This window comes from Bradyrhizobium sp. Ken64, assembly GCF_055807555.1.
Genome location: NZ_JBVVPA010000006.1, coordinates 1 through 16945, shown reverse-complemented (window position 1 = coordinate 16945; position 16945 = coordinate 1). Strand labels below are relative to the sequence as shown.

Annotated in this window: 18 protein-coding genes; 9 read left to right on the top strand and 9 right to left on the bottom strand. The window is 64.4% G+C overall.

The features are described from left to right. The first annotated feature begins 15 nt into the window (after window positions 1-15). Genes flgG through flgH form a run of 3 tightly spaced genes read left to right on the top strand, consistent with a single transcriptional unit; the run spans window position 16 to window position 2725 of the window. A complete protein-coding gene (gene flgG, locus AC0L2F_RS12340) occupies window positions 16-804 on the top strand; it encodes a flagellar basal-body rod protein FlgG (RefSeq protein WP_007602131.1) in 789 nt (262 codons plus the stop codon). Between the two features lie 10 nt (window positions 805-814). Beyond that, window positions 815-1954 carry a flagellar basal body P-ring formation chaperone FlgA gene (gene flgA / locus AC0L2F_RS12335; RefSeq protein WP_473248534.1) on the top strand — a complete coding sequence of 380 codons (1140 nt, stop codon included), beginning with the start codon at window positions 815-817 and terminating at the stop codon, window positions 1952-1954. Window positions 1955-1957: 3 nt separating this feature from the next. After that, on the top strand, window positions 1958-2725 hold the full coding sequence (gene flgH, locus AC0L2F_RS12330) for a flagellar basal body L-ring protein FlgH (protein ID WP_063995720.1): 768 nt from the start codon (window positions 1958-1960) through the stop codon (window positions 2723-2725). A 293-nt stretch (window positions 2726-3018) separates the two neighbouring features. Here flgH and AC0L2F_RS12325 read toward each other — a convergent pair whose 3' ends face one another. Both AC0L2F_RS12325 and AC0L2F_RS12320 read right to left on the bottom strand, forming a co-directional pair. Next, entirely contained in the window at window positions 3019-3798 is a 780-nt protein-coding gene (locus tag AC0L2F_RS12325; RefSeq protein WP_473248533.1) for a 2-keto-4-pentenoate hydratase, read from the bottom strand. A gap of 94 nt (window positions 3799-3892) precedes the next feature. Further along, window positions 3893-4921: an SDR family oxidoreductase gene (locus tag AC0L2F_RS12320; protein ID WP_473248532.1), complete on the bottom strand. Its 1029-nt coding sequence runs from the start codon at window positions 4919-4921 to the stop codon at window positions 3893-3895. A gap of 95 nt (window positions 4922-5016) precedes the next feature. On the opposite strand from AC0L2F_RS12320, the gene AC0L2F_RS12315 reads away from it, so the two are divergent. Beyond that, on the top strand, window positions 5017-5415 hold the full coding sequence (locus tag AC0L2F_RS12315) for a winged helix-turn-helix transcriptional regulator (protein WP_198287838.1): 399 nt from the start codon (window positions 5017-5019) through the stop codon (window positions 5413-5415). A gap of 284 nt (window positions 5416-5699) precedes the next feature. On the opposite strand, the gene dksA is transcribed toward AC0L2F_RS12315, so the two are convergent. Both dksA and AC0L2F_RS12305 read right to left on the bottom strand, forming a co-directional pair. Further along, window positions 5700-6065, bottom strand: coding sequence for an RNA polymerase-binding protein DksA (dksA, locus tag AC0L2F_RS12310; protein ID WP_008554760.1), 366 nt, complete (start codon window positions 6063-6065; stop codon window positions 5700-5702). A 215-nt stretch (window positions 6066-6280) separates the two neighbouring features. Beyond that, the gene (locus tag AC0L2F_RS12305) at window positions 6281-6892 is read right to left on the bottom strand and encodes an NAD(P)-dependent oxidoreductase (protein ID WP_473248531.1); all 612 of its coding nucleotides are present in this window, start codon (window positions 6890-6892) and stop codon (window positions 6281-6283) included. 148 nt (window positions 6893-7040) lie between these two features. Between AC0L2F_RS12305 and AC0L2F_RS12300 the strand changes: the two genes are divergently transcribed. After that, on the top strand, window positions 7041-7412 hold the full coding sequence (locus tag AC0L2F_RS12300) for a winged helix-turn-helix transcriptional regulator (RefSeq protein WP_007612312.1): 372 nt from the start codon (window positions 7041-7043) through the stop codon (window positions 7410-7412). A 4-nt stretch (window positions 7413-7416) separates the two neighbouring features. On the opposite strand, the gene AC0L2F_RS12295 is transcribed toward AC0L2F_RS12300, so the two are convergent. Further along, on the bottom strand, window positions 7417-7830 hold the full coding sequence (locus AC0L2F_RS12295; RefSeq protein ID WP_473248530.1) for a flagellar assembly protein FliX: 414 nt from the start codon (window positions 7828-7830) through the stop codon (window positions 7417-7419). A 270-nt stretch (window positions 7831-8100) separates the two neighbouring features. Here AC0L2F_RS12295 and AC0L2F_RS12290 point away from each other — a divergent pair, with 270 nt between their 5' ends. From AC0L2F_RS12290 to AC0L2F_RS12275, 4 genes are all read left to right on the top strand, one after another. Further along, window positions 8101-9225 carry a flagellar basal body P-ring protein FlgI gene (locus AC0L2F_RS12290; protein ID WP_007602120.1) on the top strand — a complete coding sequence of 375 codons (1125 nt, stop codon included), beginning with the start codon at window positions 8101-8103 and terminating at the stop codon, window positions 9223-9225. After that, on the top strand, window positions 9225-9590 hold the full coding sequence (gene flgJ, locus AC0L2F_RS12285; protein WP_063995718.1) for a flagellar assembly peptidoglycan hydrolase FlgJ: 366 nt from the start codon (window positions 9225-9227) through the stop codon (window positions 9588-9590). Before AC0L2F_RS12290 ends, flgJ begins: the two co-directional genes overlap by 1 nt. An 11-nt stretch (window positions 9591-9601) precedes the next feature. Continuing rightward, complete coding sequence (locus AC0L2F_RS12280) at window positions 9602-10099, top strand: hypothetical protein (RefSeq protein WP_063995717.1); 498 nt, start codon at window positions 9602-9604, stop codon at window positions 10097-10099. 159 nt (window positions 10100-10258) lie between these two features. Beyond that, on the top strand, window positions 10259-10618 hold the full coding sequence (locus tag AC0L2F_RS12275) for a hypothetical protein (protein WP_473248529.1): 360 nt from the start codon (window positions 10259-10261) through the stop codon (window positions 10616-10618). A 141-nt stretch (window positions 10619-10759) separates the two neighbouring features. Here the strand turns inward: AC0L2F_RS12275 and flaF are convergent, their stop codons facing one another. From flaF to AC0L2F_RS12255, 4 genes are all read right to left on the bottom strand, one after another. Beyond that, complete coding sequence (gene flaF, locus AC0L2F_RS12270; protein WP_007612319.1) at window positions 10760-11128, bottom strand: flagellar biosynthesis regulator FlaF; 369 nt, start codon at window positions 11126-11128, stop codon at window positions 10760-10762. 291 nt (window positions 11129-11419) lie between these two features. After that, entirely contained in the window at window positions 11420-13708 is a 2289-nt protein-coding gene (locus AC0L2F_RS12265; protein WP_007612321.1) for a DUF1522 domain-containing protein, read from the bottom strand. 215 nt (window positions 13709-13923) lie between these two features. Next, window positions 13924-16203, bottom strand: coding sequence for a DUF1522 domain-containing protein (locus AC0L2F_RS12260; RefSeq protein ID WP_473248527.1), 2280 nt, complete (start codon window positions 16201-16203; stop codon window positions 13924-13926). Window positions 16204-16528: 325 nt separating this feature from the next. Then, window positions 16529-16945, bottom strand: a 417-nt coding sequence (locus AC0L2F_RS12255; RefSeq protein WP_253075262.1) for a flagellin, incomplete at its 5' end; no start/stop codon positions are given.

The window sequence follows — 16945 nt, the reverse complement described above, 5'->3', positions numbered from 1 at the left end:
TGAGGGAGAACTGACATGCAGGCGCTTCACACCGCAGCAACCGGAATGGCGGCACAGGAACTCAACGTTCAGGTGATCTCCAACAACATCGCCAACCTGCGCACCACCGGATTCAAGAAGCAGACCGCGGCGTTCCAGGACCTGATCTACGAACACGTCCGCCGCGTCGGCGCCCAGTCGTCCGACCAGGGCACCATCCTGCCGGTCGGCGTCGACATCGGCGGCGGCGTCAAGACCGTCGGCACCCCGCGCAGCATGACCCAGGGCACGCTGTCGCAGACCGGCAACGACCTCGACATGGCCATCACGGGCGAAGGCTTCTTCAAGATCCTGATGCCCGACGGCAGCTACCAATACACCCGCGACGGCACCTTCCAGATGGACAATCAGGGGCGCATCGTCACCGCGCAGGGCAACCCGGTGCAACCGACGATCACGATCCCGAACAACGCCTCGGGGCTTACCATCAACGTGCAGGGCCAGGTCTCGGTGACGCTGCCGGGTTCGTCGACCTCGGCCGTCCAGGGCCAGATCGGCCTGACCCGATTCATCAACAAGGCCGGCCTCCAGCCGGTTGGCAACAATCAGTTCACGGAGACGCCTTCCTCCGGCCCGCCGCAGGACGGCACGGCGAGCTCCGAAGGTTTCGGCAACATCACCCAGAGCAGCCTCGAGCAGGCCAATGTGGACGTCGTCTCGGAAATGAGCGACCTGATCGCCGCCCAGCGCGCCTACGAGATGAACGCCAAGGTGATCAGCGCCGCCGACCAGATGATGCAGTCGACCACGGCGCTGTTCCGCTGAGGTGATGACGATGATCCGCACCACCCTCGCCACCATCTCCGCTCTCCTCGTGCTGGCGCTGCCCGCACGGGCCGCCGACGACTTCATCGCGACGCCGACGCTGCGCGCGAGCATCACCGTGACCTCGGACGTGGTGCGGGTCGGCGATCTCATCGACAATGCCGGCTCGGCCGCGCTGATCCCGCTCTACCGCTCACCCGATCTCGGCACCACCGGTGCGCTGCCGGTCGCGCAGGTGCTGGCGGTCTTGCGCGCGAAGCAGGTGATCGGCGTGATGACCGGCGACATCAAGGAGGTCCAGGTCACTCGTCTCGCCCGCACGCTGGCGAACAAGGACCTCGAAACCGCGGTCGCCTCGGCGCTCGAGCGCCGCTTCGGGCTTGGCGATGCCGCCAACATCACCGTCACGTTCGACCGTGGCATCGCCGACATGCGGTTGGATGCCTCCAACACCGGCGCACTGCAGCCGGTCGCAACCCGTTACGACGCCCGCAGCGGCCGTTTCGACATCGCCTTCGAGATCAACAACGACAACAATCCGGCGCCGACCAAGCTGCGTTTCACCGGCACCGCAATCGAGACGGTGGAAGTGGCGGTGCTGACGCGCGATATCGATCGCGTCGATCTCCTGAAGGCGTCCGACGTCGCCATGGAGCGCCGGCCGAAGGCCGAGGTCATCGGTGAGGCCGCCTCGCGCGATCGCACGCTCGGCATGCAACTCCGCCGGCCGATGCGGGCGGGGACGCCGATCCGCGTCGCCGACATCGTCAAGCCCGATTTCGTGCAGCGCGACCAGAACGTCACCGTCATCTACCAGGTCCCCGGAATCTACCTCACCACACGCGGCAAGGCGATCGAGAGCGGCGCCGAGGGCGACACCATCAGCGTGCTCAACCTGCAGACCAAGCGCACCCTGAGCGGCGTCGTCACCGGCCGCGGCCAGGTGACGGTCCAGGGCGCCAGCCATGCCACGCCGATGCCGGCCGCGGTCGAGCAGACCTCCTCGCTCAAGCGCGACGAGGCGCCCGCCCCCGTCGATACCGCAGCCCTCGTCCGGAACCTGGTCCAGACCCCGGCATCCCCGGCCCAGATCGCGCAAGCCCAGATCCCGCAAGTTCGCGTCTCGCAAGCTCCAGCCAAGTCAGAGTAAGTCATGTCCAGGTTCAGTTCGGCTTTTCGTCTCCGTCGCATCGCGATCTCTGCCCTGCTGCTGGCGACTTGCGCGCTGGCGAGCGGCTGCTCCTCGATCGACCGTTTGTCGCAGATCGGCGAGCAGCCGAAATTGTCGGCGATCGATAATCCGACGACGCAGCCCGGTTACAAGCCGGTGCAGATGCCGATGCCGAAGCCGGAAGTCGCCTCCTACAATCCGAACTCGCTGTGGCGCAGCGGCAGCCGCGCCTTCTTCAAGGACCAGCGCGCCCATCAGGTCGGCGACATCCTGACAGTGGCCGTGAACATCACCGACAAGGCCAATATCGAAAACGACACCCAGCGCAGCCGCACCAACAAGGAAGATTCCGGAATCACCGACTTCATTGGCGCCAAGACGTTGGGCGCCCAAGCGCAGAAGGTGTTGCCCGGCCGCATCCTCACCGCCGACTCGACCGCGTCCAGCGAGGGCAAAGGAAGCGTGGACCGCAAGGAGGCGTTGCAGACCAACGTCGCCGCTGTCGTCACCCAGGTCCTGCCCAACGGCAACCTCGTGGTCGAAGGCAAGCAGGAGATCCGCGTCAACTACGAGATCCGCGAGCTCATCGTCGCCGGCATCGTCCGCCCCGAAGACATCCAGAGCGACAACACCATCGATTCCACCAAGATCGCGCAGGCCCGCATCGCCTACGGCGGCCGCGGCCAGATCATGGACGTGCAGCAACCGCGCTACGGCCAGCAAGTCATGGACGTGCTGCTGCCCTTCTAGCTTCTCCCGAGCTCCCACATCGTGTTCGCGAACCTAGGCGCGGACGACGATGTACGACGCGGCCCTCGCTAGCTCCCCTGGCGAGGGCCGCATGTATTTTGGCGATGGCTGCATACGGCGCTCAGGCACGCGCGATTGTAGCGACGTCGCTATCCCCCTCTCCGCCCTCTCAACTGTCATCGCCCGCGAAGGCGGGCGATCCAGCATTTCGAGACGTCAGTGATGAGCCGAGAAGCCGTGGCATCCTGGATTTCTGCCTTCGCGGGGAATGACTGCGGGGAGTACCGCGGCGCCTACGTAAACTCCGCCTCCACCGTCCCCAGCCCGTCCAGCTCCATCCGCACCTTGTCGCCGGCTTTCAGCCACAGCGTCTTCACCAGGCTCCCGGTGAGAACGAGCTGTCCCGCGTGAAGATCCTTGCCCTCGACGGCGAGATGGTTGGCGAGCCAGGCGAGTGCGTTGTGGGGATGGCCGAGCACGTCGGCGCCGGTGCCGTGGCTGACCTCCTCGCCGTTGACGATGGCGCAGCCTTTGACGGCCTTCAGGTCCGCCACCGACGAGCGCGGCACGACCTCGCCCAGCACGCAGCCGGCGGCGAAGAAATCGTCGGCGATCAACGTCGGCGCCCCCATCGTTTCCCACTTCACATAGCGGTCGTCGACGATCTCGATCGCGGGATGATAGGCCTCGACGGCTTCGCCAACCCATTCGGCCGTGAACGGCGCCTCGCCGGCGGCGAGATTGCGCTTCAGCCGCACCGCGATCTCGCACTCGACGCCGACGCGGACATAGTCGGCAGCGGCGAGCCGCACGCCGCTGTCGTGCACGCCCTTCTGGAACACGCCGCCGCCGCATGGGTGTGGAATGCCGATGTAATCCTGCATCACCTGGCTGGTGCAGCCGATCTTGTAGCCCACCAGCGGGCCCGCATGCGGCAGCAGCAGATCGTGCAGCGCGCGCTGGACCTGATAGCCCTCGGCTTCATCGGCGGGAGGAACCTCGAGCGCCGGGAGCGGCGCATGGTTGCGGCGCGCCAGCGCGATCGCCTTTGCGGCTGCGAGAATTCTGTCCATCGGCGCCGGCTCCCACGCTACCCAATCAGGGGGGCACTTCAGCATCCCGGCCGGGGCGTGACAAGCGCGGGCCGAAGAACGGCCAAGGGTGCCCTCAGTCCTTGACCAAGCCGAGCCGAATCAGGCTCTCGGCCGTCGCGAGGATCGCTTCATCGTTGGAACGGGCCTGCCAGCCGAGCAGCGACTTGGCCTTGACGCTGGTGGAATGCCTGACCCTTCCGAGCATCGGCACCACGGCGCGCAACAGCGGAATCCGGTTCGCGGCGAGCCGCACCAGCCAGTCCGGAGCCTGGAGCCGAGGAACCCGGCGCGCGGCCGGTCCGAGTTCCTCCCGCAGCAACTTGGCGATGTCGAGGATCGACATCGTCGCGCCGGAGACTGCGATGAAGCGCTCGCCGTTGGCCTCGGGCGCCGTCATCGCCCGCAGGTGCAGGTCGGCGACGTCGCGCACGTCCACCACGCCGAAATAGACCCGCGGCACCGCCGGCACCGCGCCGTCGAGCAGCGATTTGACAATTTCGATCGAGCCGGAGAAATCCGGCCCCAGTACGGGGCCAAAAATGCCGACGGGGTTGACGACGGACAATTCGAGCCCGCCGCCCTCCCGCGCGACAAAGTCCCAGGCCGCCCGCTCGGCCAATGTCTTGGACTTGACGTAGGGCTGCACATCGGCGCCGTCGAGATTAGTCCAGTCGGACTCGTCGAACGGCTTGTCGCGCGGCGGATGGCCGTAACCGATCGCGCCCAGCGACGAGGTGATGACGACGCGCCTGACGCCGGCCTCCCGTGCGGCACGCAGCACCCGCAGCGTGCCGTCCCGGGCCGGGATGATCATCTCGTTCTCGTCCGCGGGCACGCTGGTCGACAAAGGCGAAGCGACATGCAGCACGTAGTCGCAGCCCGCAACTGCCTCGCGCCAGCCTTGGTCTGCCGTGAGGTCCGCGGTGAAGAGGGACAGGCTGTCGGGCGAGGCCGCGCCGCCCTCGCACAGCATCGCCCGCACCTCGGCTTTCCGGTCCGGCCGGCGCACCGTCGTCCGAACCTCGTGGCCGGCGGCCAGAAGTTGCAGGACGACATGAATGCCGACGAAGCCGGATCCGCCGGTGACCAGAACGGTGCTCATTGTCAAATTTCCCTTTGCTCGGGACCGGCGAATTGGTTCCGCGCAGGCCCTGCCCAGCGCCGCATCTGGTCACTATCTGCTGCCGAACAAGTAGAATGGATTTCGAGACCGGTATGGAAAACCTGACCAGCATTTGCGAGGGCGACTGCGATTGCAGCCCCGACCCCATCCTGCTCGCCGACTTCAAGCGAACCATCCATGCCCTCGGCGGCAAATGGAAACTGGAGATCCTGTTCGCGCTGATGAACGGCGCGGTTCGTTTCGGCGCTTTGCGACGATCGATCGGCGGTATCACCCAGCACATGCTGACCGTGCAGCTGCGCGAGCTCGAGCAGGATGGGCTGGTGTCGCGCACCGCCTTCTCGGAGAAGCCGCTGCGGGTCGAGTACGGGCTGACGGATGCGGCTTACGGCCTGCTGCCGGCGTTTAAGGAAATATTGAGCTGGTCCAGGCTTTATGGGGATGCGCGCCTTGCAGCGTCGCATCAGGCCTGATTGCAGCAAGGCGTGAAGCTGCTGGATCAGTGCCTCAACATTCGAGTTGATGTCCTTGATGCGACTCGCAAAACGTCCCGCACCTGAAGTGAAGGCTGTTTCTCATCCGAACTCACGTGAGCTCGGAGGAGTTGAGTCTAGCCCATTGATCGCGATTCACTTTTCGTGATTGCGCTCGCGCGCCGAACGCGCGGTTGCAAGCGACAGGCAAAACGCCGATCACGGCGCGAAAAGGCGCGCCTTGCGTTCAAAAAACAAAGAGCCGCATCGCTGCGGCTCGGACTCTATTCGTCGCGATAGACCTTCTCGCGTTTCTCGTGGCGCTCCTGCGCCTCCACCGAGAGCGTCGCGATGGGACGGGCCTCGAGCCGCTTCAACGAGATCGGCTCGCCGGTGTCCTCGCAATAGCCGTAGGTGTTGTCCTCGATACGCTGGAGCGCGGCGTCGATCTTGGCGATCAACTTGCGCTGGCGGTCGCGGGCACGGAGTTCGATAGCGCGGTCGGTTTCGGACGATGCCCGATCGGCGAGATCGGGGTGGTTCACGTTCTCCTCCTGCAGGGCCTGCAGGGTGAGTTTGGACTCTTTGAGGATCTCATCCTTCCAGGCGAGGAGCTTCAAGCGGAAGTACTCCTTCTGCCTGTCGTTCATGAAAGGCTCTTTTTCGGTCGGTCGGTAGTTTTTCAACTTTTCCAAGGGCGGCCTATCTGTCTAAGCAACGACTCGTTCGCGGAACAGGGTCCGCTGAGCGGGGCGTTATATAGCGGCCTCCTGTGACAGACAATGTTTCCCTGATCGCCCGACCGGCGCCCCCAAGCCCTTGCACAGGAAGGTTTATCCTGGAGGGCCCGGGAGCAGCCGACGGCCTAGTAGCCGACCGTGAAACGCTGCCTCTCATGGGCCGGCCGGTCGATCTCGTCGGCGAGCGCGATGGCGTAATCCGCGAAGCTGATCCAGCTCTTCCCGCTCGCATCTGCGAGAAGCTGATCGGTCCCAAGCCGGAACTTGCCGGTGCGCTCCCCCTCGATGAACAGGGCGGACGGCGAGATGAAGGTCCAGTTCAGCTCCTTTTCCTGCCGCAGCAGGTCGAGAAAGGTCGAGCCTGCCTCCGCCTCAGCCTTGTACTGAGCCGGAAAGCCGGGAGTTGTCACCAGTTTGACGCCCGGAGCCACTTCCAGACTGCCAGCGCCGCCGACGACGAGGTAACGGCCGACCTTGGAGTCCTTGGCCGCGCCGATCAGTTTGAGCGCGTCGCTGGCCAGGAAGTGCACGGAACTCACGGCGACATCATGCCCGGCCCACAGCTTGGAGAGGCCGGACTGGTCGAGCACGTCCCCTTTGGTCGGGGTGACGTTCGGCAGCGCCGCGATCTTCTCGGGGTTGCGGGCGATGGCCGTGACCGCGTGGCCGCGGCGGGACAGTTCCTTGGTGATCTCCGACCCGGCCCGGCCCGAGGCGCCGGCAACTGCGATTTTCATGGAAGGCTCCTTTGCTTCTTTGGTAACTATCGGTGACTAGATATCGCAAAGATCGCTGGTGTTAAGAGAGCACTTTGTGCTTACCTGATTACACAGGAGTTACCGGCGGCGCCGGCAAATGAGCGGAATGGATCGTGAGGACCCGACGATGAAGCCAGACGTCTATGCAGCGAACTGCCCCACGCGACAGATCCTCGACCGCGTCGGTGACAAATGGGCGGTGCTGATCCTGCTGCTGCTGCGCGAGGAGCCGATGCGCTTCAATCAGTTGCGCCGGACGATCGAAGGCATTTCGCAGAAGATGCTGAGCCAGGTTCTCAAGTCGCTCGAGCGCGATGGATTGCTCAAGCGTCACGCCATCGCAACCGTGCCGGTGACCGTGGAATACTCGATCACGCAGCTCGGCGTGACGCTCGCCGCCGCCGTCGATCCGCTGCGCGATTGGGCCGAACAGAATCTGAAAGACGTGCTCGCCGCCCAGAGCCGCTACGACGCGCAGTTGAAGGATGAAGCGGCGTAAGACGCTAGGCCTGCCCGGACTTGGCGAGCTCGACCTCGACGCGCAGCTCGATCTCGGATAGCACCGAATCCAGGCCGGGATCGCCGGAGGACGATTTCAGGTTCGCCGCAGCGTCACGCAGCCGCATCACGGTCGAGGCGTCGAGCTTGCCGGAGAGAAGTCCCATCTTGAGATCGTCGAGCACGTCGAGCGCGGTCTTTCCGCGCACGACCGAGCGCTTGCGACGCTCGACCGGATCCTCTTCGATGCCTTGCAGCGCCAGCAGCCCGTCGATGTTGGCGGCTGCCTTCGGTGCGGCGGCGCCTCGCGTCTCCGGCGCCGACGAGGTGTCGGGTAGCACGAAGCCGCCGGAGCTCGTCCGCCTGGCCTGGTTGGCCGGCGTTCCAAGCGTGGTGCCGTTCGGTCCGTAGATGCGCATCGGAAGCAATCCGGGTGATCGATGCGCCACATTCGCCGTTTTATGGTTAACGGCCCGTAAACAGCCCGGCAAAATCTGCCGACAGGCGGCAGTTTCGCTCCTCAGGGACAACACAGGCTGAGGTCGCTCGAAACAGATTTATTCAACCAATTCAGCTACCTACCCCCGCTGCCCCGAGTTGGCACAGCGCTCGCAAGGACAGCGTCGGACCAGCTCGTCATGGGAGTGTCGTGATGGTCCTTTGATTTGAGGAGCCTCGGGGAGCAGAGGATGCCAAGCGTTCGTTGGGTGAGACTTGTGGGGGTGGCCTGCGCCGCGCTGTCAGCGCTGGTGCTCTCGGTCAATTCTGCAAGCGCGACATCGCGCATCAAGGATCTCGCCAACATCGAAGGCGTGCGGCAGAACCAGCTCATCGGCTACGGCCTCGTCGTCGGCCTCAACGGCACCGGCGATACTCTCAACAACATCCCCTTCACCAAGCAGTCGCTGCAAGCGATGCTCGAACGCATGGGCGTCAATATCCGCGGCGCCACCATCCGCACCGGCAACGTCGCCGCCGTGATGGTGACAGGCAATCTGCCGGCCTTCGCCACCCAGGGCACGCGCATGGACGTCACCGTCTCCGCGCTCGGCGACGCCAAGAATCTCCAGGGCGGCACCCTGCTCGTCACCCCACTTCTCGGCGCGGACGGCAATGTCTATTCGGTCGCACAAGGCTCGCTCGCGATCTCCGGCTTCCAGGCCGAGGGCGAGGCGGCGAAAATCGTGCGCGGCGTGCCGACCGTCGGACGCATTGTCAACGGTGCCATCATCGAGCGCGAGATCGAGTTCGCGCTCAATCGCCTGCCGAACGTCCGCCTTGCGCTGCGCAATGCCGACTTCACCACGGCCAAGCGGATCGCCGCCGCGATCAACGACTATCTCGGCGTCAAGACCGCCGAGCCGATCGACCCGTCGACCGTGCAGCTTGCGATCCCGCCGGAGTTCAAGGGCAACGTCGTCGCCTTTCTCACCGAGATCGAGCAGCTCCAGGTCGATCCGGATCTTGCCGCCAAGATCATCATCGACGAACGCAGCGGCATCATCGTGATGGGTCGCGACGTCCGCGTCGCCACCGTTGCGGTCGCACAGGGCAACCTCACCGTCACGATCTCCGAGAGCCCGCAGGTCAGCCAGCCCAACCCGCTGTCGCGGGGGCGGACCGTGGTCGCACCGCGCAGCAGCGTCAGCGTCACCGAGGATGGCAAGAAGTTCGCCGTCGTCAAGGACGGCGTCTCGCTTCAGCAGCTCGTCGACGGCCTCAACGGTCTCGGTATCGGTCCGCGCGATCTCATCAGCATCCTGCAGGCGATCAAGGCCGCCGGGGCGATCGAAGCCGACATCGAGGTGATGTGATGCAGACCGGCATGGTCAACACCGCACGGGTCGCCAGTTCCGCCTTCTCGGTGGAGAGCCGCAACGGCCGGCCGGACTTCGATCTCGCGGCGGCACTGCAAAAGGTCTCGCCGAAGCAGCAGGCCAAGGCGCAGAAGATCGCCACCGATTTCGAGGCGATGTTCCTCAACAGCATGTTCTCGCAGATGACCTCGGGCCTGAAGGGCGAAGGCCCGTTCGGCGACACGCCTGGCACCGGCGTGTGGCGCTCGATGCTGACCGAGCAATATTCCAAGAACTTCGCCAACGCCGGCGGCGTCGGCATCGCCACCGACGTCTATCGCACCCTGATCATGCAGCAGGCAAAAACGATCCGCACGGCATAAGGTCAAACGAGATGAACCACTTCAACGCCTCGCGTCAGCCGGTGCAAGCGCAGCGCCCGAACACCGCACCCGGCAGCGCCGAGGCGCGCAAGATCGCCGAGCAGTTGATGGATGCGATGAGTGCCCTGCTCGGTCTGATCGAGCGCGAGACCGAGCTCGTGCGCGCCGGCCAGGTCCGCGAGGCGATGACCCTCGGGAGCAAGAAGCAGGAGCTGTCGCGAAACTATGTCGGCGCCGTCACCCAGTTGAAGGCGAACCAGGCCCAGCTCGCCAAATCCGCGCCCGAGCTGCTCTCGACGCTACATCGGCACCACGATGCATTCCGCGCGATGCTCCAGGTCAACCTCACCGTGCTCGCAACCGCTCACGCGGTGTCGGAGAGCGTCGTGCGCGGCGTCAACGCCGAAATCCAGAAGCGCAACGTGCCGAACACCTACACGGCCGCGGGACGACGCGCCACGCCCGGCCCGCGCCACATCACGCCGCTCGCAGTCAGCCGCTCGCTCTGAGCGCGCGCAACAACAAGCGACAATTTTACGAAAAACCGCGCGACAACATCGTCGCGCGGTTAGGCACGTTTCCTTACCGGATGTTCAATCCCGGTGTTCCATGGTTGCGTATTGAGAGGGGTTGGGATTTGACTCACGCGAGGCAACCAGGAGGCTGCCATGAGTACAGATTTCAGCATCAGGCCGGTGGGGATACCGGTCGCCGTGCAGATCGTAACGACGTCGAATGCGGCGGCGAACGAGGCCGTGCAAACCGATCTGCCCGTGAGCCAGGCAGTGGCCGCCGGCGATGCGAGCGCGCCTGCACGCAATGATTTGCGAAGCAACGAGAACGTCTCACGCCAGGTCGTGTTCGACCAAGCGGCGGCGTCGTTCGTCTTCCAGGTCGTCAACGACAGGACCGACGCGGTGGTCAACCAGTTCCCCGACGAAGCAATGCTGCGCCGGCGGGCCTATTTCCATGCGCAGGATTTGAAATCCGAGCCCTCGCGTCCGGCCAGCACGGACCGCAGCGCCTGACCATCAGGCCTCGAGCCTCGACGGCAACATCGAGATCGCTCGAACCGGTCGGTGGACCGGTAACGACGTTCCTGATCTGCGCCTTGCCGGTATCCGTCAGCATGAACTTGATGTTGCCGAAGCGGAACGAGCCGTGCTCGATCACGGACGGCCGGACAGACCAGCGGCGATATTGCGGTTGATCTCGATCAGCGGACGGAAGTGATCGAACTGCGGGCTCATCTGCAGCGCGGCGGTCTGGCTCAGCACGAACACGCTGATGTTGGCGATCTTCTGCCGGACGTCGATCGGCTGCGGATTGTTCTCGCGCATGGCCTCGCTCAGGAAAATCGTCCAGAGCTTGCGATTGAACATCAGCGCCTGCGTGGTCTGTTCGCTGAACGGCTCGGCGCTGTTGATCGCATCCTGAAGCTTGTTCGCGGCCTTGAGCAGGGTCTGCGCTTCGATGTCGCGAGGAGATGCGGTGGTCGTTGCAACACGCGCGTAGGCCGAGGCAGCGGAATTCGACATCAATCACACCCTGGAGGTTACCTAGCCCGTTGAACGCGCTTAAGGATTTCTTTCCTGACCCTAGGCAGCACCGCTTAAGATTTGCTTACATGTGTGCTTGGAAGCACTCCGGATTATTACGGGTCTCGGAGTTCTTCGTCATCGTGAAGCTAGACGCGCATGTGCACGCTGTAAACACGTCACGCGTGGTGTGCGTCGATCTCAGCTAATCCTGCCTTAGCGATCTCCCTAAAATGAACGGCGGAGCCTTAGCCCCGCCGCGAAATCGATGAGTGATCTTGCGCCGCGAAATTAGCGGAGCAGCTGCAGCACGCTCTGTTGCGACTGGTTGGCCAGCGACAGCGCGGACACCGCGATCGACTGGCGGGTCGACAGCGCCTGGCTGTTCGCCGCTTCCTCGTTGGTGTCGGCCAGCGTCAGGTTGGCCGAGCCGGTCTGCAGAACGTTGATCAGGTTCTTGGAGAAGTCCTGACGCACCTGCACGATCGACAGATTCGAACCGAGCGAAGAACCCTCGGAGCGCAGCGTGCTCGAGGCGGCATTCAGGCTGGCCAGCACCTTGTTCGTGGCACCGTTGTCGATGAAGTCCGTGCCCGGAACGAGATTGCTGAGACCGAGGCCGGCCGCGTTGAACACGACGCCGTTGATGCCGAGCGTCGAACTGCCGTTCTCGTTGAAGACCAGCTTCAGCGTGTCGCCGTTGAGCAGGTTGACGCCGTTGAAGGACGAGTCCTGCGACGTCGTGTCGATCTGCGCCAGGATGTTGTTGAACTGGCTGACCAGGCCGGAGCGCGCGGTCTGCGCGACGGGATCCTGAATCGGGGGCTGCGCGGTGGTAAAGGCCAGCACGCCGGTGAGCGTACCGCCGACCGTACCGCCGGCGGTACTCGAGCCGAGGGTCGAGGATGCGTACTCGTTGACGGTGGTGACCGTCAGCACGCCGTTGGCGTCGATCGTCGCCGTCAGGTGGTTGGCCTGAAGCTGCACATTGAGCTGGTCGAGCGTCTTGACCGTGCCGTTGGTGCCGTCGCCGAAGGTGACGTTGACCGGCGTGCCGCCGTTGAAGGAGGTGAAGGTCAGCGTCTTGCCGCTGACACCGCCGACACCGGAGTTGCGCGCCGCGGCGAAAGCGGTCGCCGTGCCCGTATTGCCGCTGAGACCGAACGCGTTGAGCGCGTTGCCGGTGCCGGTGATCGACAGGTCGGCGTTGATGCCGGTGGAGAGCGCAAGCTGACCGCTGCTGTTGACCGACGAGGGGATCTGGCCCGCGGTGGTCTGCAGCGTCGCCGCGCCGTTGAAGATGCTGGCGGTCTTGACGCCGGTGGCGAGGTCGATCGAGTTGAGCAGGTCGGTGAGGGTCGCGCTCTGGAGGTAGACGGTCGAATTGCCGTTGCCGTCGGTGACGATGTTGCCGTTGACGCCGCCGGAGGTCACGCTCAACGCCGACTGGGGCGACTGGGCGTTTTTGAACGTGATGGTGTGGCCGTCGATGTTCAGCGTCGAGCCGTCCTGAACGAGCGAGCCGAGCGAGCCCGCGGTGGTCGATCGGTCCGCGGTCACGCTCGCATTGCCTGCGCCGGTCGCCGCGGTCAGACCCAGCTTGTTGAGGAAGTCGGCCTTGCCCGTCAGGCTCAGATCGGCGCCGGTCGAACTCTTCAGCGTGACCTGGCCGCCCGTGACGGACGATGCCACCTGCAGCGTGCCGACCGGACCGGCCGAGCCGCTGACCGTGATGGTTGCCGCGCCTGCACTGATTGCCGCGGTCTTGACGCCGCTGGCGAGGTCGATCGCGCTGAGGACGTCGTTGACAGTCGCGCCGGGCGCAGTCGGCGTTCCCTCGTAGACGATCGAATTGCCGTTACCATCGGTGGCGATGTGCCCGCTGGGGTTGAGGCCCCAGCCGGTCGGCTGCGTCGCCGGGGCAACACCGGTGCGGAAGGTAATGGTCTTGCCGTTGACCGTGATGGTGTCGCCGTCCGCGGGCGCCGCGCCGAAGGTGGTGGATGCCGTGGTGCCGACCAGCGTAGTGGTACCGGAGAGTGCAGTCGTGCCGTCGGCCGCGGTCGCGGCAAACCCGACATTCGTGCCCGCGTTTGAGCCCAGCGAGGCGCCGAGCGCGGCGGTTCCCGTGACCGGGGTCACGCCACCAGCGGCGCCGGTATAGAGCACGTTGCTCTTGGCGGTTGCGCTCGCATAGGAGGTCGTGCCGCGGAGGTCGGCGGGCGTCGCACCGGGAATCGTGGTGGAGACGTTCGATTTGGTGGAATAGCCGACCGTGGTCTGCAGCGCCTGGTTGGCGATCGACTTGGCGCTGTCGATCAGCTTCTGCAGCGAGGTGATGCCGGTGTTGGCGGCCTGGAGCACCTGCACACCGTTGTTGATGCCATCCAGCAGGTTGCCGATGTCGCTCGCCCGGTTGTCCAACCCCTGGGCCGTGAAGAAGTTGGTGGGATTGTCGAGCGCCGTGTTGACCTTCTTACCGGTCGACAGCCGCTCCTGCGTCGTGGCCAGCAAGTCGGCCGTCGACTGCAGCGACAACAGGTTCTGGCGAACGGACGCCGAGAGAACGATGTTGGACATTGGCGAGTCTTCCTCTTGAACCAGGTACGAATCGGCCGCGCGGTCTTGGAAGCGGGCTTTTGTCCAGTCTTAGAGGCTGTCCTTTAAAGTATGGTTAACGCCGGTTTAAGGGATAGGGTTAATGGGCGGTGAACGTCCCTGCCCGCCTCCGGACGCAAAAAAGCGGCGGGACAAATGGCCCCGCCGCTCTGATTTTATTTAGTAATACCAGCTGCTTAGCGGAGCAGCTGGAGCACGCTCTGCTGCGAGGTGTTGGCCAGCGACAGCGCGGAGACCGCGATCGACTGGCGGGTCGACAGCGCCTGGCTGTTGGCCGCCTCGACGTTGGTATCGGCCAGGGTCAGGTTGGACGAACCGGTCTGCAGCACGTTGATCAGGTTCTTGTTGAAGTCCTGACGCACCTGCACCACCGAGAGGTTCGAACCGAGCGCTGAGGCTTCCGACCGCAGCGTGCTCGACGCGGCGTTCAGGTTGGTCAGCACGCGGTTGGACGCGGCGTTGTCGATGAAGTCGACACCGACGGTCAAGGCAGCGAGGCCGAGACCCTTGGAGTTGTAGGTCACGCCGGTGATGTTGAGGCTCGACTTGCCGGTCTCGTCGAACACCAGCTTGAGCTGGTCGCCGTTCAAGAGGTTGACGCCGTTGAACGAGGAGTCCTGCGAGGTCGTGTCGATCTGGTTCAGGATGTTGTTGTACTGAGACACCAGATTCGCACGGGCCGTCTGTGCAACCGCATCCTGGACGGGGCTGGAAGCCGTCGAGAAGGTCAGCGCCGAAGTCAGAGAGCCGCCGATGCCACCGCCTGCGACGGTCGAACCGATCGTCGAAGACGCGTAGTCGTTGGACGCGGTGATGGTCAGCCGGCCGTTGGCGTCGATCGTGGCAGCCAGGTTGTTGGCCAGAAGCTGCGTGTTGAGCTGATCGAGCGTCTTGACCGTGCCGTTGGTGCCGTCGCCGAAGGTGACATTGACCGCCGTGCCGCCGTTGAAGGCGGAGAAGGTCAAGGTCTTGCCGGCAATGCCGCCGACACCGGAGGTGCGCGCCGCGGTGAATGCCGACGCGCTGCCGGTGTTGCCGGCCAGCCCGAATACATTCAGTGCGTTGCCTGAGCCCGTGATCGACAGATCGGCGTTGATGCCGGTCGAGAGCTTGAGCTGACCGGACGTATTGATCGTCGAGTTCGACTGGCCTGTTGCGGTCGCAAGCGTCGCCGTGCCATTGGCGTTGATCGTCGCGGTCTGCACGCCGGTGGCAAGGTCGATCGCCTTCAGCACGTCGGCAACCGTGCCGGACTGCAGATAGACGGTCGAGTTGCCGTTACCGTCGGTGACGACCGCACCGTTCGCACCATACCCGCTCGGAACGCTCGGAGCACCGGTCGAACCCGGGGTCGGCGCGTTCTTGAAGGTGATGGTGTGACCATCGACGTTGAGCGAAGAACCGTCCGTAAGGGTTGCACCCAGCGAGGCCGCGCTCGTGGTTCGGTTGACGGACACGCTCGCATTGCCTGCACCGGAAGATGTCGTCAGGGCGAGAGCCTTGAGCAGGTCGGCCTTGCCGGTGACGCTCAGATCCGCACCCGTCGAGCTCTTCAGCGTGACGGCACCGCCGGCAGCGCTCGAGGCGGTCTGGCCGACGCTGGTGGCGATCGTCGCTGCACCCGCAGTGATGGACACCGTCTTCACACCGCTGGCCAGATCGATTGCAGCCAACAGATCGTTGACGTTCGCAGCCGGAGTGCCCGCGGTGCCGAGATAGACGGTGGTGTTGCCGCTGCCGTCGGTGACGAGATTGCCGCTGACGCCCGAGCCGGACGCAACCGCGGTCGAGGCCGGAGCGGAGCCCGAGCGGAAGGTGATGGTCTTGCCGTTCACGGTCAGCGTGTCGCCATCGGCCGGCTGAGCGTTACCGGACAGGCCGGTTGCGGTGGTGCCGTTGGTGGCGATCAGCGTGATGGTGCCGGTCAGGGCCGTGGTGCCGTCGCCGGCCGTTGCGCCGGTGCTGGCAAAGGAGCCGATGGTGGCGCCGAGCGTCGTGGTGCCGGTTGCGGCCGTGGTGCCGCCGGCCGTGCCGTTATAGAGCACGTTGCTGCTCGCGGTCGCGCTGGCAAAGGACGTGGTTCCGCGCAGATCGGCCGCCGTCGCACCCGCGATGGTGGTGGAGACGTTGGACTTGGTGGAGTAGCCGACGGTGGTCTGCAGCGCCTGGTTGGCGATCGACTTGGCGCTGTCGATCAGCTTCTGCAGCGAGGTCAGGCCGGTGTTGGCGGCCTGCAGCACCTGCACGCCGTTGGCGATACCGTCGAGCAGATTGTTGATATCGCTGGCGCGGTTGTCGAGCGACTGTGCCGTGAAGAAGTTGGTGGGATTGTCCAGGGCCGAGTTGACGCTCTTGCCGGTCGACAGACGGTTCTGTGTGGTGGCGAGGAGGTCGGCGGTGGACTGGAGAGACAGCAGGTTCTGACGAACCGACGCAGAGAGAACAATACCGGACATGACTCTTACCCTTCTGGTTTACGCGTCTTCGTTCGATCGCTTCGGATCGAGTGACGGGGACAGCGTGCCGCGACATGGCTAACAAAGGGTGAAACGACACGCGCCCGCATTAAGCGCGGGTTCACCATAAGCGCGGGGAAGGCGTGGTCCCGGCCGGCAATCAGCCTGAAATCATTGGCTTTTATCCGCGCTTACTCTCCATTAACCATAACCGCTGGTTACTTTTTGGAGCGTCGCGTGGCTGCTCGAATGACAAATGACGAAACAAAAAAGCGGCGGGGCCGAAGCCCCGCCGCCGTAGTCGTCTTAAGATGTCGTCCGCTTGTTAGCGGAGCAGCTGCAGCACGCTCTGCTGCGACTGGTTGGCCAGCGACAGCGCGGAGACCGCGATGGACTGGCGGGTCGACAGCGCCTGGCTGTTCGCGGCTTCGACGTTGGTGTCGGCCAAGGTCAGGTTCGACGAACCGGTCTGCAGCACGTTGATCAGGTTCTTGTTGAAGTCCTGACGCACCTGCACGATCGTGAGGTTTGAACCAAGGCTCGACGCTTCCGAACGCAGCGTGCTCGACGCCGAGTTCAGATTGGTCAGCACCTTGTTGGTGGCGGCGTTGTCGATGAAATCGACACCGCTGGTCAGCGAGGCCAGGCCGAGACCCTTGGAGTTATAGGTCACGCCCGTGATGCTCAGGTTCGACTTGCCGGTCTCGTCGAACACCAGCTTGAGCTGGTCGCCGTTCAGCAG

Excerpts from the sequence above, each read along its gene's own strand:
- AC0L2F_RS12320 (WP_473248532.1), bottom strand. The coding sequence starts at position 4,921 with ATGAGCACCGTTCTGGTCACCGGCGGATCCGGCTTCGTCGGCATTCAT.
- flgJ (WP_063995718.1), top strand. The coding sequence starts at position 9,225 with ATGCAGACCGGCATGGTCAACACCGCACGGGTCGCCAGTTCCGCCTTC.
- flaF (WP_007612319.1), bottom strand. The coding sequence starts at position 11,128 with ATGTCGAATTCCGCTGCCTCGGCCTACGCGCGTGTTGCAACGACCACC.
- flgH (WP_063995720.1), top strand. The coding sequence starts at position 1,958 with ATGTCCAGGTTCAGTTCGGCTTTTCGTCTCCGTCGCATCGCGATCTCT.
- AC0L2F_RS12325 (WP_473248533.1), bottom strand. The coding sequence starts at position 3,798 with ATGGACAGAATTCTCGCAGCCGCAAAGGCGATCGCGCTGGCGCGCCGC.
- AC0L2F_RS12300 (WP_007612312.1), top strand. The coding sequence starts at position 7,041 with ATGAAGCCAGACGTCTATGCAGCGAACTGCCCCACGCGACAGATCCTC.
- AC0L2F_RS12275 (WP_473248529.1), top strand. The coding sequence starts at position 10,259 with ATGAGTACAGATTTCAGCATCAGGCCGGTGGGGATACCGGTCGCCGTG.
- AC0L2F_RS12280 (WP_063995717.1), top strand. The coding sequence starts at position 9,602 with ATGAACCACTTCAACGCCTCGCGTCAGCCGGTGCAAGCGCAGCGCCCG.
- AC0L2F_RS12260 (WP_473248527.1), bottom strand. The coding sequence starts at position 16,203 with ATGTCCGGTATTGTTCTCTCTGCGTCGGTTCGTCAGAACCTGCTGTCT.
- AC0L2F_RS12290 (WP_007602120.1), top strand. The coding sequence starts at position 8,101 with ATGCCAAGCGTTCGTTGGGTGAGACTTGTGGGGGTGGCCTGCGCCGCG.
- dksA (WP_008554760.1), bottom strand. The coding sequence starts at position 6,065 with ATGAACGACAGGCAGAAGGAGTACTTCCGCTTGAAGCTCCTCGCCTGG.
- AC0L2F_RS12295 (WP_473248530.1), bottom strand. The coding sequence starts at position 7,830 with ATGCGCATCTACGGACCGAACGGCACCACGCTTGGAACGCCGGCCAAC.
- AC0L2F_RS12305 (WP_473248531.1), bottom strand. The coding sequence starts at position 6,892 with ATGAAAATCGCAGTTGCCGGCGCCTCGGGCCGGGCCGGGTCGGAGATC.
- AC0L2F_RS12315 (WP_198287838.1), top strand. The coding sequence starts at position 5,017 with ATGGATTTCGAGACCGGTATGGAAAACCTGACCAGCATTTGCGAGGGC.
- AC0L2F_RS12265 (WP_007612321.1), bottom strand. The coding sequence starts at position 13,708 with ATGTCCAACATCGTTCTCTCGGCGTCCGTTCGCCAGAACCTGTTGTCG.
- flgG (WP_007602131.1), top strand. The coding sequence starts at position 16 with ATGCAGGCGCTTCACACCGCAGCAACCGGAATGGCGGCACAGGAACTC.
- flgA (WP_473248534.1), top strand. The coding sequence starts at position 815 with ATGATCCGCACCACCCTCGCCACCATCTCCGCTCTCCTCGTGCTGGCG.